Origin of the sequence: Anatilimnocola floriformis (genome assembly GCF_024256385.1) — a bacterium.
In the GTDB taxonomy this organism is placed as follows: Bacteria; Planctomycetota; Planctomycetia; order Pirellulales; family Pirellulaceae; genus Anatilimnocola; species Anatilimnocola floriformis.
Genome location: NZ_JAMLFW010000002.1, coordinates 59,138 through 73,819, shown reverse-complemented (window position 1 = coordinate 73,819; position 14,682 = coordinate 59,138). Strand labels below are relative to the sequence as shown.

The 14,682-nt window shown below is 60.0% G+C and carries 7 protein-coding genes; 4 read left to right on the top strand and 3 right to left on the bottom strand.

What is annotated here, in order from left to right:
- Positions 1-267: 267 nt before the first annotated feature.
- On the top strand, positions 268-5,463 hold the full coding sequence (locus tag M9Q49_RS25125) for an Ig-like domain-containing protein (protein WP_254512032.1): 5,196 nt from the start codon (positions 268-270) through the stop codon (positions 5,461-5,463).
- 109 nt (positions 5,464-5,572) lie between these two features.
- Here M9Q49_RS25125 and M9Q49_RS25120 read toward each other — a convergent pair whose 3' ends face one another.
- Positions 5,573-6,679: a hypothetical protein gene (locus M9Q49_RS25120; RefSeq protein ID WP_254512030.1), complete on the bottom strand. Its 1,107-nt coding sequence runs from the start codon at positions 6,677-6,679 to the stop codon at positions 5,573-5,575.
- 133 nt (positions 6,680-6,812) lie between these two features.
- Positions 6,813-8,396: a glutamate--tRNA ligase gene (gene gltX / locus M9Q49_RS25115; RefSeq protein ID WP_254512029.1), complete on the bottom strand. Its 1,584-nt coding sequence runs from the start codon at positions 8,394-8,396 to the stop codon at positions 6,813-6,815.
- A gap of 327 nt (positions 8,397-8,723) precedes the next feature.
- Between gltX and M9Q49_RS25110 the strand changes: the two genes are divergently transcribed.
- The 3 genes from M9Q49_RS25110 (at position 8,724) to M9Q49_RS25100 (ending at position 13,166) form a co-directional block, all read left to right on the top strand.
- Positions 8,724-11,402: a sodium/proton-translocating pyrophosphatase gene (locus tag M9Q49_RS25110; protein WP_254512027.1), complete on the top strand. Its 2,679-nt coding sequence runs from the start codon at positions 8,724-8,726 to the stop codon at positions 11,400-11,402.
- Between the two features lie 134 nt (positions 11,403-11,536).
- A complete protein-coding gene (locus M9Q49_RS25105) occupies positions 11,537-12,019 on the top strand; it encodes a DinB family protein (protein ID WP_254512014.1) in 483 nt (160 codons plus the stop codon).
- Between the two features lie 367 nt (positions 12,020-12,386).
- Positions 12,387-13,166: a hypothetical protein gene (locus tag M9Q49_RS25100; RefSeq protein ID WP_254512012.1), complete on the top strand. Its 780-nt coding sequence runs from the start codon at positions 12,387-12,389 to the stop codon at positions 13,164-13,166.
- A 43-nt stretch (positions 13,167-13,209) separates the two neighbouring features.
- On the opposite strand, the gene M9Q49_RS25095 is transcribed toward M9Q49_RS25100, so the two are convergent.
- Entirely contained in the window at positions 13,210-14,493 is a 1,284-nt protein-coding gene (locus M9Q49_RS25095) for a DUF1501 domain-containing protein (RefSeq protein ID WP_254512010.1), read from the bottom strand.
- Positions 14,494-14,682: the final 189 nt, after the last annotated feature.

Sequence of the window (14,682 nt, the reverse complement as noted above, 5' to 3'; positions counted from 1 at the left end):
TGCAAAGCTCGCATGTCCTGACTAGCTTGGAATTCAAACCCCTCGGATTGGTTTGCAACCACCTAGGGGGATTTCCAGCTGTAGTTTACGGCTGGCTTTTTCTGCAACTGCTTGTCGCACTTACAGTTCAGCTGTTTTTGCTTTTGGGGTAGGGGTCAGCGAATTCGAGCAGTGAGCGAGTGCTTCTGAGGCGAAGCACCAGCTCACCCGCAAAACTGCTTAATTTGCATCGGGAACAGAGACTTCGTTTCGCTACGGGTAAAATTCATGACAATTTCTGGTCGTCAGCGTCGTGTCCCTTCGTCGGCTCGTTCTTCCCGGCAAAAAACTCGCCGGCAAGATTTTCAGCGCCGTGCGCTCTTCGCGGAGGCCCTCGAAGAACGTTCGGTGATGGATGCCGCTGGTGGCGCCGGCTTGATCCGTTATCCCTACTGGAACATTCAGCAGCCGCTGGATGTGAACAACGACGGCCGCATTACGGCTTTCGATGCCATCACGATCATCAACGACCTGAACACGCGCGGCGCCCGCAGCCTGGCGACCGGTGGCGTGACTGGCGCTTCTGGCGGTGAATCGAGCAACGAACCGTTGCCATTCGTCGACGTCAACAACGATAACCGCCTGACGTCGATGGACGCGGTGACTGTTATCAATCGCCTCAATTCGTCGGCCGGCGCTGGCGATCCGATGATCAAGATCACGGTGCAAATCGTCGCCGCAGGCACCAACAACGACATCACTTCGATCTCGAAGGGTGGCTTCTACGACGTCCGCATTCTGGCTGAGGACCTTGGCGTTCTGAGCTACATGGGCAAGACCCGTACATCGGCCGACGGTGTCATCACCTCGTTCTTCGACGTGCTCTATGACACGACCAAGACCGACTTCGAAGTCAACGATGTGCAGAACATCAACATCGTTGGCGGCACGAACAACGGTACGTTCACGCTGACGGTCAACGACCACGGCACGCTGAAGACCACGGCTCCCATCACCTATGCCGCGAATCGCGACACTGCGAACGCCAATATCCAAACGGCTCTCGATAACGCCCTGGGCGAAGGCCGCGTCGAAGTCTCTCGCGGCACGGGGACCACGAACTTCAAGTTGCGGTTCATCAATCAACTGTCGAATCTCGACGTGCCAGACGTCGTCGCGACCAAAGATGCCAGCCTGGGTGGTTCGTCGTCGATCGTCGTCACCGAACTCGTCAAGGGTGTAACCAACGCTGCCGTCCGGGCTGTGCCGGGTCAACAAACCCCGCCGGCCACCGTTCTCGCTGCGGTTGCCGATGCCTTCCGCGTCCGCACTTTCTACGACACCGACAGCACCCCGCTCAACGATGATCCGCCGTTCTACCAGGATCAACGCGTCGGTTTCGTCGAAACATTCGGTATTAACGACATCGGCGGCAGCAACTTCCAAGATCCCTTCCCGGGCACCGCGCCGACCGAAATCGTCCGCCTGCGTATGACGGCTAACGATGCCGGCATCGTGCCGATCCAAGTGTCGTTTGCCAATGTCAACGACAGCCTGGAATCGGGCGTGGTCGGCTTCAATGTTCCGGTGACAGTCGACTTGATCACGGTCGTCAATGACTCGATCACGATCGTCGAACCGCTGAGCGCTGGCGACGACACGGCCACGATCACCGAAGGGAGCACGACCCCGCTCACCCTGAGCGTGCTCGCTAACGACGTCAATAACTCGCCGACTCCGAATACGACCAAGACGATTCAAAGCGTCAACACCACCGGTACGCTGGGCAACGTCCAGATCCTTCCCGGCAGCACGCAGATTCGCTACACGCCTCCCGGCGGCGATGTGAACGGCACGGACACCTTTACCTACACCGTGGTCGATCAGGGTGGTAACACCGACACGGCCACCGTCACCATCAACATCACCCCGGTCAACGACGCTCCGACGGTCACCGTGCCGACCGTCGCCCAGACCTTTGCCGAAGACACCACCCGCGTCTTCACTTCTGGTGGCGGCAACGGGATCTCGGTCAACGACGTCGACAATCCGACCTTGCCGATGACTCTCACGCTGTCGGTCGGTGCTGGCAACGGTACCCTCACGCTCGCCGGCACGAATGGTCTGACGGGCTTGGTTGGCAACGGTACGAGCACCATCACCGTCAATGGCACCAAGGACGACTTGAACCTGGCCCTCGACGGCCTGAGCTACACGCCAGCCGCGAATGCTACGGGCAACTTTACGCTCAACATCACCATTAACGACAACGGCCAGACGCCGGCTCCGGCCCTGCAAGGGACTGGCAGCGTCTCGCTGGTTGTGACGCCCGTCAACGATAAGCCGGTGGTGGAACTCGGCGGCGTGACGATTGCTCCCACCGTGGTCGAAGGCGATCCGCTCGTCCTCAATTCGGCGAACGGCACGCTCATTCAAGTCTCCGACGTCGATGCCGGCAGCAGCCCCGTGCTCGTCACGTTGCATGTCACCGCGGGTAATACCGTTCATGTCAACACGACGCCTGGTGTGACGATCGGTACGAATGACACCAACAACGTGACCCTCACGGGCACGATTGCCAATATCAACACGGCCCTCAACGGCATCACCTACACTGCCGCGATCGGCTTTGCTCCGACAGCCGAATCGCTGCAGATCACGGTCAACGATCAAGGCAACACCGGCACAGGTGGCGCTCAGAGCGATACCAAGTCGGTCGCAATCACCGTCGACCCGGCCACTCGCCCTCGTGCTCGCCAAGACAACGCCACGGTTGCCGAAGACAGCTCGACTGGCACTTCTGTTACCGTGCTGGCCAACGACATTGTGAATGTCGGTGCGACCGGCATCTTGCTCTCGTTCCAAGCGACCTCGGCCCACAACGGCACGATCACTCGCGTGGGCGACAACCTGGTCTACGTCCCAGCTCCGAACTACTTCGGCCCTGACTCGTTCACTTACACGATGAACGACAACTCGGGCCTGGGTGCTGACTCGACCGGCACGGTCAATGTGACCGTCACCGAAGTGAACGACGCTCCGACTGCCGTGGATGATGCGATCAGCAGCATTGCCGAAGACTCGGGGGTGCGGACCATCACCGCCGCAACCTTGACCGGCAACGACAGCGCCGGCCCGCTCGAAACGGCTCAAACCCTGACGATCACCGCCGCAGGTTCTGCCGTGGGTGGCACGGTTGCGGTCGTCGGTGGCAACGTGCAGTTCACGCCGACCGCCGATTACAACGGCCCGGCCAGCTTCACTTACACCGTCACCGACAACGGCACGACCAACGGCGTTGCCGATCCAAAGTCAGCCACTGCCACGGTGACCTTCACGATCACCGAAGTGAACGACGCTCCGACGGCCAGCAATCAAACGCTCGCCAATGTCGCCGAAGACACGGCCACGGTAACCGTTCCGTTCGCCACGCTGCTGACGGGCGCCACGGCTGGTCCAGCCAACGAAAACACGCAAACGCTGACGATCTCCGCGGTTTCGGCCCCGGTCGGCGGCACGGTTGCGATCCAAGGCACCGATGTGGTCTTCACTCCGACGGCCAACTACAACGGCCCGGCTTCGTTCTCGTTCACCGTGACCGACAACGGCACGACGAACGGTGCTGCCGATCCGAAGTCGGTTACTCGCACGGCTTCGTTTACCATCACCCCCGTCAACGATGCCGCCAACGCTGTTGATGACGCGGTGACCATCTCCGAAGGCCAGGTGATCGATATCGCGGTCACCGCCAACGATCGCGATGTGGATGTGAATCCGCCGACCGGCACTGCTGGTCAGCTGCAAGCTGGCACGACGGTCGCCATTGTCACGGCTCCGCTCGCCACGCAAGGCACGGCGGTGGTCAATGCCAACGGCACGATCAAGTTCACGCCAGCGGCCGGCTTCTTTGGTGTGGCTACGTTCACCTATCAGCTCGACGACCACAACAGCCCGAACAACCTCTCGAACATCGCGACGGTCTCCGTCACGGTCACCGAGTTGAACGATCCGCCGGTTGCGAATAACGACACGGCCACGACCGCCGAAGACACCTCGGTTGCGATCGATGCTCTGGCCAACGACACCGACCCCGATACCGCCAAGGCCAACTGGTCGGTGACGATCGTCACGCCGCCGCAACACGGCACCGCGGTGTTCAACACCACGACCCGCAAGATCGATTACACGCCGGCTGCCGACTACAACGGTCCAGACTCGTTCACCTACAAGGTCAACGATCAATCGACCATCGCACCGCTGGCTCTCGATTCGAACACGGCCACGGTTTCCATCACCGTGACCGAAGTCAACGATGCTCCGGTCGGTGGCACCGATCCGAGCCCAACCACTCGCTACACCGTCATCAAGGATCGCGACCGCACGTTCACGGCAGCTTCGCTGCTGGCCAACGATACGGCTGGTCCGGCCAACGAAAGCACGCAAACGCTCACGCTGACCGCTGTGTCGGCAACGAGCACCGCGGGCGGCACGGTGACGCTGGTCGGTGGCGTGGTGACTTACACTCCGCTCGCCGGCTACATCGGCCAGGATAGCTTCACCTATACGATCACCGACAACGGCCTGACAAACGGCGTGGCCGATCCGAAGTCGACGGTCGTCACGGTCCGCATCGACGTGGTCGATTTCATCCCGACTGATGTCAACGGCTATGTTTATCGCGATGTGAATGCCAACGGCACTTACGACGTGGGCGTCGATTTCCCGCTGTCGGGTGTTCAAGTCACTCTCACGGGCGCCAGCGACATCAACGGTGCGATCGCGCCGATCACGGTCGAAACCAACTACCTCGGCTTCTACCAATTCACCGGTGTCGAACCAGGTGACTATCACATCAAGGAAACGCAGCCTGTCGGTTTGTCCGATCGGCTGGAGACCCTGGGCTTGGCCGCCACCTTGTTCGCCAATGACGACATTCTGCTCGACCTGCCGTTGCTCGGCCTGGCCGGTGGCGTGTCGCGCAACGACTTCGGTGAAGGTGCCATTAACGCCGCCGCACTGGTCAACAGCTCGGGCCTGCAAGCCGAACTCGACGCCAGCAGCTCGAAGGACGGTTTCGTGATGGCCACCACCCTCACCGGCAACTCCATCTGGAGCTGGTCGCTGAAGAACTGGGGCGGCATGACCGACGTGAGCGTGGTGCTCGATGCCGATCTGAAGGCCGCCACGCTGACGGCGACCGACGGCCTGGGTGTTGCCCACACCGTTCGGATCTTTGTGAATCCCTACGACACCCGCAATCCGAATCGCCCGACCACCACTCCGGCGACCAACGTTTCGAACCTCGCTCGCTTCCGCGTGCTGGGCTATGACGCCAACGGCAACTACCTCCTCCGCATCGACGGCAAGGCCAGCGACTTCTTCGGCGTCGGCACCCCGCTCGCCGTGGCTGCTCCGCAGCCCTTGTCGGCTGGTGAATACGTCGGCGGTGTTGACGCTGCCATGGCCGAAGGCAACTGGGCCTAAGCTAATCAGCTTTGCTTGATGAACACGAGCGGCGGTCAGGATCTCCTGACCGCCGCTTTTTTTGTTGCCGCTTGTGGGTCGCGCTCCCGAAACAGCCGGAAAGCCAGGCTTACGGATGTGGTAGTGACGTCACATCGACATACACATGCTGGCCGTTGTTTTCGGCGGCGAGCTGCTGCAGGAATGTGTAACGGCCACTTGAGGGTCCCGAGCCGAACTCGATTGCGTTGATGCTGATGCCGCGACTTCGTTCGCGAATTCGCCGCAGGTCGGGGGCGGAAATCTTTGGTTCGTCGGCATCGGTCAAAAAGAAAATCACATCGGGCCGCAGCTGAATCGCCAGCAGCAGCGCTTCCATGTGCCGCGTGCCGCCGTCGGCGAAGATGCCGCCGACAAATGTTTCCGCCAGGTTTCGTCCCTTCTCGTCGCCGAAGAGAAGTTGCGGCGGCCGATCGGGATCCAGATTCATGATGTGCGGTTTGTCGTTGTAGAAGATGATCTGAAAGCGATGAATACTGTCGAGCTCCTTCAAGCTGTGCAGCAACTCCCGCTTCGCTCCGGCCAGCGGTCGGCCTTCGTAGCCCGACATGCTCGCCGAACGATCGAAGACATAAACAAACCGCATGCCGCGACCCGTGACGCCGAAGATGCTCGCCGAGGCCGGGCCTCCGTTGCCGGAGCCATTGCCCACGCCCGAACCGCGCCCCTGACCGCGGCCATTTCCACCAGCGATGCCATCGCCCGGTGTACTGCCTGTACCAGGAGCGGCAGCAGAGTTCGACGGGTTGGCTTCGATGACCGACGGCACGGGAAAGCTGGTTACATCGACGCTCGGCGTTTCCATCGGTTGCGGCAAATTGCCGATGGCGTTGATCCGCTCCGACAGCACACTCGGCGGCTCCGGCGTTTCATTCACAACCGGCACGAGCTGCGGCGCTGCGTTGAGCAGCGGCGGAGCGCTATTAGCCAGTCCCGGCGGCGCCCCACCTTCTTCGCCACCTTCCGGACTATCGGTCCCATCGCCGGTTCCCGTCGCGAGCGTGAGCTTCAACGTGCGGCCGACTTTCCCTTCCTTAGCTTGGTGCGAATGACTGCTGCCGAACAGGACCAGCGCGATCATCAGCGCGAGATGCGCCGCCGTCGAGAACAGCCAAGGAAAACTAGCCGCCGAGGCGAGTCCCACAATCACTGCCGTTGCTGTGCGGTTGTGGGACATGAGGAAGGGGCGAGAGACGGGGGACGAGAGACGAGGGAAATGCAAAAACATCTCCCGACCCTTGAATTTTAGGACGAACCTCGGTTTTCGAGTAGCTGAATTTCCCTCGCCTCCCGTCTCTCGCCTCTCGTCCCTAGCTTGCCGCTTTCGCCACCGCCCGGTCGATTCTCGCCAGACAGGCTTCTTTTCCCAGCAATTCGAGGCAGTCGTATAGACCAGGGCCAACGCCTTTGCCGGAAATCGCCACGCGGATGGTGTGGACGATGTCGCCGATTTTGATGTTTTCCTCGGTGAGGAACGCCTTGGTCATTTCCTCGAGCGGAGCCGCCGTGAAGTCGGTCGCGGCTGCTAGCTTGGCGCGATACTTCTGCAGCAGCGCGAGTTGGGCTGGCGGCTTCACGCGCTTTTCGAAATCCTTTTCGTCGAACTGCAGTTGCTCGGACGTGACGAAAAAGAAATCGGCGTACGCAAGAATGTCGCCGGCCACTTTCAAGCGATCGCCGGCCGCTTCGATGATCCGCGTCAGCTTCGGCGCGACGTCGCACGGCGGCGGAGTCGGCAACAGCTTCGCGGCTTGCAGGAAGTCGCACATCTTGCTGACCTTCTGCTTGATCGGCAGCCGTTGCATGTGGCGGTCCTGAAAGTTCCAGAGCTTTTTGCAATCGAAGCTCGCCGGCGCTTTCGTCACGCGGCCCAGCGTGAAACTCTTGATCATCTCTTCGCGCGTGAAGTCTTCGGTCTTGTCGTCGAGCGACCAACCGAGGAGGAGCAAGTAGTTGATGATCGCATCGGCGAGGTAGCCGACGTCGCGATAGAAATCGACGATCACGGGATTGAACGTATCGGCAGAGATCTCTCGGCCGAGTTTGCTGACAATCTCCACGCCGTGGTCATACAGCCGTTTGAAGTCCGGATTCTTGAGGTACTGCGGAATCTTCCGCTTGCTCAATTTGTTTTTACTGCCAGGCTCGGCAACGTACGGCAAGTGGGCATACACCGGCAGCGGATAACCCAGCGACTGCACGATGAAGACCTGCCGCGGCGTGTTCGGCAGGTGCTCTTCGGCGCGAATGACGTGCGTGATTTGAAAATCGTAATCGTCGACAACGCTGGCCAAGTGATAGAGGCACGTGCCATCGGCGCGCTGGATGACGTGGTCCTGCTCGTTGCTCCAGTCGAACTCGCACACGCCGCGGACCTGATCGTCGATGATGCATTTTCCTTCGCGGGGCATCTTTAAACGAACGACTCCTGCGCGGCCTTCGGCTTCAAACTTCGCGGCCTGCTCGGGCGTTTCGGCCATCCATTTACGACTGTACAAAAACGGCCGTTTCTCGGCTTGGGCTTGTTCGCGCTCGGCTTTCACTTCGTCGGGCGTCGCGTAATCCTTGTACGCATGGCCGCTGGCGAGCAACTTCGCGGCGGCTTCTTGATAGCGACCCAGCCGTTGCGATTGAAAGTACGAGCCATGCGGGCCGCGGCTATTTTTGCCGTCGTCGGTCGGACCTTCGTCCCAATCGATCCCCAGCCACTTAAAGCCGTTGATGATCGGCAGCAGGGCTTCCGCAACGTTGCGCTCGGCATCGGTGTCATCGATCCGCAGCAAGAACTGCCCGCCGTGTTGCCGGGCATAGAGCCAATTGAACAGCGCGGTGCGGACGCCGCCGATGTGCAGGTAGCCAGTGGGGCTGGGAGCGAAACGAGTACGAACGGTCATGGGAGGGGCTCTATCGAAGTTTGTAGCGATTGCTTTGGTAACGGCTATTAGAAAGAAGAGAGGCGAGAGGCGGGAGGCGGGAGGCGAGAGAAGCGTGTGCAGATTCGTCTTAGGCCTTTCCCCTCATCTCTCATCTCTCCTCTCTCGTCCCGCGTTCCGCGTCTCGCGCCTCGCCCACCGCGACTCCAACCGCCCTTGCACGCCCGGAAGGGAAAATAAATCCCCCGCAATCGCCTGCCTCTACTTTTCGGGAGGTCGGCGAATCGATAACTTTACTGTCACTTTCACTAGGCACGTTTTCTCCGTACGCACGCACAGGTTCTCTCCATGGATGTCGTCGTTCGAAAGTTCCCGCGTTGGATGGTGCTGCTCCTCCTCGTCGCAGCGCCCTTCTTGGTTGCTCCCGACTTTGCCTCGGCGGGCGAAGCCGATTTGAAGTTGCCCGACATGGCGACGGCGAAATTCAAAATCGGCGGGCAAGAGATCAACGGCTATCGGCTGCTGCTGGCCGGTTCGTTTGTGATCATTGGCACGTTGGGCATGAGCCTGTATCTGCGGTATCAGATCGGTCAGCTGCCGGCCCACAAGTCAATGCTCGACGTCGCCGAGATCATCTTTCAAACGTGCAAAACGTATCTGCTGCAGCAGGGGAAATTCCTGCTCATGCTGTTTGTGCTGATCTCGATCGCCATGGCGTATTACTTTGTGGGACTACAAAAGAAGGGCTGGGATACGTTCGGTATCGTGTTGATCTTCTCGCTGATCGGCATGGGTGGTTCTTACTGGGTTGCCTACTTCGGCATTCGGATTAACACGCTGGCCAATGCCCGCACGGCGTTCGCCTCGCTGCGCGGCAGGCCCTGGGACGTCGTCAATATTCCGCTCCGAGCGGGGATGTCGATCGGTCTGTTTTTGATCTCGCTCGAACTGGTCATGATGATCGTGATCTTGCTGTTCGTGCCGCCGGCAATCTCCGGCATCTGCTTCCTCGGTTTTGCCATTGGTGAATCGCTCGGCGCTTCGGTGCTGCGTATCGCCGGCGGTATTTTCACGAAGATCGCCGACATCGGCTCCGATCTGATGAAGATCGTCTTCAATGTCAAGGAAGACGATCCGCGTAACCCGGGCGTGATCGCCGACTGCACTGGCGACAACGCCGGCGACTCGGTCGGTCCGACGGCTGACGGCTTTGAAACGTACGGCGTGACCGGTGTGGCGCTGATCTCGTTCATCACGCTCGCGCTCACCACGGGCCAGATCGAACTGCAAGCCAAGCTCATCGTGTGGCTGTTTGCGATGCGGTTCTTAATGGACTTTATGTCGGGCGCTTCTTACTTCCTGAACCAAGGTATCTCGCAAGCCAAGTACGGCGAGCTGAAGGAATTCGATTTCGAAGAGCCGCTGACCCGTTTGATCTGGATTGCTTCGATCCTCTGCATCAGCACTTCGTACGGCATGAGCTGGCTGCTCCTCAGCGATTTGCAAGTCGAAGGGGTCGCCAAGCCGCAACTGTGGTGGCAACTCGCGTCGATCATCAGCTGCGGCACGCTCGCTGCAGTGCTCATTCCGGAGTTCACCAAGGTCTTCACCAGCTCGCACAGCGCGCATGTGAAAGAAATCGTGACTGCGTCGCGCGAAGGTGGCGCCTCGCTGACGATTCTCTCGGGCCTGGTCGCTGGTAACTTCAGCGCGTTCTGGAAAGGCATTCTCATCGCGGGCCTGATGGGTGTCGCGCTCTACGTGAGCGAAATGCCGGGCGGCATTAATGAAGTGATGAGGGTTTCGCTCGCGCCGCCGGCGTCGAAGACTCTGGCCGCTTCGAAGGTCGATGATGCAGACAAAAAAACGATCATCAAAGAATGGGCCGTTGCCGGAAAGTCGGAAAAGCTAAATGCAGCGACGCAAGTTGACGCTCCCGCCAAAGCCACGATTCAAACGGAGCTCGCCGATTCGATTCATCTGGTCGGCGTCGGTTCGATCTTTGCCTTTGGTCTGGTGGCCTTCGGCTTCCTCTGCATGGGGCCGGTCAACATCGCCGTCGATAGCTACGGCCCGGTGACCGACAACGCGCAATCGGTGTTCGAACTCGCTCAAACCGAAAGCAAGCCGGGCATTCACGAAGAAATCAATCGCGACTTCGGTTTCAAGCCGAACTTTGAACAAGGAAAGCACTACCTCGAAGCCAACGACTCGGCCGGTAACACGTTCAAAGCGACCGCCAAGCCGGTGCTCATCGGCACGGCCGTGGTCGGCGCGACAACGATGATCTTTTCGATCATTCTGCTCCTCGGCCGTGAAGGTCTGCTCGCGCTGAGCCTGACCGACGCTCCCGTGTTGCTCGGCTTTATCTGCGGCGGCTCGGTGGTGTATTGGTTCTGCGGAGCTTCGATGCAAGCCGTGACGACCGGTGCTTACAGCGCGGTCGAATACATCAAGAAGAATATGAACCTCAACAAGAAGACGGCCGACATCGAGGATTCGAAAACGGTCGTCCGCATCTGCACGCAGTATGCTCAAACGGGCATGTGGAATATCTTCATCGCCCTGATGTCGTTCACGCTGGCCTTTGCGTTCTTCGATCCGAACTTCTTCGTCGCATACCTGATTTCGATCGCAGTCTTCGGTTTGTTCCAAGCCATCTACATGGCCAATGCTGGCGGCTCGTGGGACAACGCGAAGAAGCTCGTCGAAGTCGACCTCAAGGAAAAGGGAACGCCGCTGCATGCCGCGACGGTCATTGGCGACACGGTGGGCGACCCCTTCAAGGACACGACCTCGGTGGCGCTCAACCCGATCATCAAGTTCTCGACGCTGTTCGGCCTGCTCGCGGTCGAAATCGCTGTGGAAATGAAGCACGAAGCCGAAAAGTCCCACAGCCAGGACTTCACGAAGATTGCTGGCGGAATCCTGTTCGTCATCGCCCTGGTCTTCGTCTGGCGCTCGTTCTACTCGATGCGGATTCCAGAACGGACCGAGTCGGGGAAGAAGAATAAGAAGAAGCACTAGAGCCACGTCGATGATTCGGATCGTCCCATCAGCCGCCAGGCGCTAGCCTCCGGCTCTTCCTCGTGGCCAACGACCAAGCCGGGGGCTAGCGCCCGGCGGCTGATTTTTCGAACCAGATTCATAGTGAAACATTCGTGGCAGATAACCAAAAAATCACCCCGCTCATCGATCGTTATGCAGCGGGGGCCGAGCTGCTGAAGCGGGCCGTCAGCGGCATGACGCGCGAGCAAGTCGCCGCGCGGCCGGTGGCTGGCAAGTGGAGCACGCTGGAGGTTGTCGCGCACATCGCCGATTTCGAAGTGATCGGCGTCGATCGATTGGCCGTCGTGATTGCCGAAACCGATCCATCGTTGCCGGGGCGTGACGAGCAACAATACATTCCCCGCCTGGCCTACGAGCAACGCAATTTCGATGAGCAACTGCAGCTCATCGATCTCCTCCGCCGCCACATGACGAGCATTCTGCGCACGCTCGATGACTCGGCCCTCGCCCGCCGCGGCATTCATTCGGAAGCCGGTCCGCTCACGCTCGAGCAGTTGCTCGAGCGAGTCTCGCGGCACATCGAGCATCACGTCGTGTTCATTCACGAGAAGCGCCAAGCGCTCGGATTGAGCTGACGATATCTTGGGTCGCTTCCTCAACGCCTCAACGCTTCAGGTAGCCCGAGGCGTGAGCCGAAGGTTTGGGCGAGTGGACTTTAGGTCCAACAACGTGCGGTAGCACAATAAGAAGCGAGTTGGATTCTGATTTTTGCGCACCGATTTGCGCTCGCTCGCCGCTCCACCATTTTGGTGCTGCCGCACGTTGCCAATGGTTGGTTGCACTAGCGGTTCTCCCTTCCGCTCACGCGTCGGGCTTTCTGGATTCGCTGCAAACTTAGCAATCAGTCGTTAGAAGATCACCAAAATCCGGACCAGAGTTGTCCACGCACTGTTCTTTAATCAGGGGTGAGAATCTTCTTCATCCTGACCAGGAGCAAGGTTATTGAGCACGGCGACGAGGGGCGAACAGGCGAGTGAAGTTCTGCAGGGTGGGCAGCAGCCCAGCGAGCGCGATTGGGCCATCTATCGGTTTGTGAAGGTGGCTCACTGGTCGACGCATGTGACGGCGAAGGAGTTCGGCATTTCGCAGACGCGGGTTTGCCAGATTGTGGCGCGGCTGTCGCGCTTGATCGTGGAAACGGCGCCGTTGCCGACCGAAGAAGAAACGCAGCGGCAGGTCTTTGCCGCCAAACTGCTCGCCGCGGAGCGGATCAACTATCTCTATGGCGAGGCGCTGCTTTGTTTTCACCGCTCGGTGGGGGCGCAGAAAATCGTCCGCCAGCCGCACAGTCAAAAGACGGGCTGCACCACCACACGCATGGGCTTTGGCGATCTTCGTTACCTACAAGCGGCCAGCCGGTTTGCCATGCTCCTGACCGAGTTGCCCGAGCCGAAGCTGGATCCTCACTTGGACAGCAGCGCCCCGAGAAAGGCAGCGCCCGCGGCTGAAACAAACGGACCCGCGGCTGAAACGAACGCGCACGAGCCTGTGAACCCACCGAAAGAGGCCTGTTCACCGCCGGCCGTTGAACAGCCGATGGACGATAAGGATATTCCGGCTCCGGGCAGCGCAAAGGCTGTGGCCATGATGAATTGGGTCGAGGAGCGGATGCAGCGCACGGCCGCGGAAGTTGATGTGGCGCGCCCTGTTCAGTCGAGCGGCAAGAAGCGGCCGCTGGCCTCCAAAGGGGCGAAGCGGGCCGCGTTTTTTCAAACGAGTTAGCGGTTCATCGCGGCGGATCGAGACGATCGCCGAATAGATCGAGCTAAACCAATTCGCTGATGACGTCCCGCTTGTCGAGCAGATACTGCGGCCGGCCGGCGGTGTCGACCAACTGCGCGCTGCGCACATCGATGCCCAAGTTGCGATAGAGCGTGGCGAAGACCTCCTGGAAATGAACCGGGCGGTCCTTGGCGGTTTCGGCGTTCTTGGTTGTGGTGCCGATCATTTGACCGAGCTTCATGCCGCCGCCGGCGAGGAAGGCCATCATGACTTGCGGCCAGTGATCGCGGCCACCGTTGGAAGTGATCCGCGGCGAACGACCGAACTCACCCCACACGACAACCGTCACATCCTTATCGAGGCCGCGCTCCGACAGATCGATGAGCAGCGAACTCAGGCCGCGGTCCATGTTGGGCAGCTGCCGTTTGAGCGAAGTGAAGTTATCCGAATGCGTATCCCAACCACCCCAGTTCATCGACACCACGCGTACGCCCGCTTCGACCAGGCGGCGAGCTCGCAGGAACGAAGTCCCTTCCTTGCCGTAACGATCGCGATCGCGCTGGCTGGTCTTATTCGAATCGAGAGCATCGGCGACCGCGCCGCTGGTCACGACATTCACGGCCCGCTGCGTGAACGAATCGAGCGCCGCCATCTGGCCGCCGCCATCGATATCGCGACGAATGGTATCGAGCTGGCCGAGCAGGTTCGTGCGCTCGTCGAGGCGAGCGCTGGTCAGCTTGTCGCTCAGATTCAAGCTGCCGCCCATCGGCTGATATGGCTTGTGAACGGCGCCGAGATAACCGGGATGACCGCCGTCATACGAGATGAAGGCCGGAGCGCCACTCTCGCTGGCGCCCTGCAGTTTCGAAACCACGCTGCCGAGCGCGGGGCGACCACCGGCGTTTCGCAGATCGCGTTCGTCGTAGGCCGAATGCGTTTGATAGTTGCTGTGCGCGCCGGTTGAGCCGATGATCGAACGGATGACGGCGAACTTATCGGCCATGGTCGCCAGCAGCGGGAAATGCTCGCAGATATCCATGCCCGAAACGTTCGTCGAGATCGGCCGGAACTCGCCGCGGAATTCGGCAGCCGCATCGGGCTTGAGATCAAACATGTCCTGGTGCGACGGACCGCCGCTGAGGTGGACGTTGATGATGGCTTTGTTCGACGATCCCACGCCGGCCGCCGCTTCGGCTTGATAGAGCTGGCTGAGCGTCAGCCCGCCCATGGTGAGAGCCCCGAGTTGCAAAAAGCTGCGGCGCGAAACGCCGTCGCAATAGTTCGAGTGCCCCGAGAGATTTGGATCGGCAAGACGAAGCTTGAGCATGGGGAGGACTCCAAGGGGATTGGTAAGCCCGCAGGCGAGGTGGGAAAGGGGCACAGTCGCGCGAGGCAAACTGGGCCATTTCCGATCATATCGCATCGCCGAGGCAATAATCAAGATTTTTTGATGGGTGGATTGGTGGCGGATATGCGCCAGGTTTGGCCGCGGCACGAAACGGGCGCGGTCTGCAAC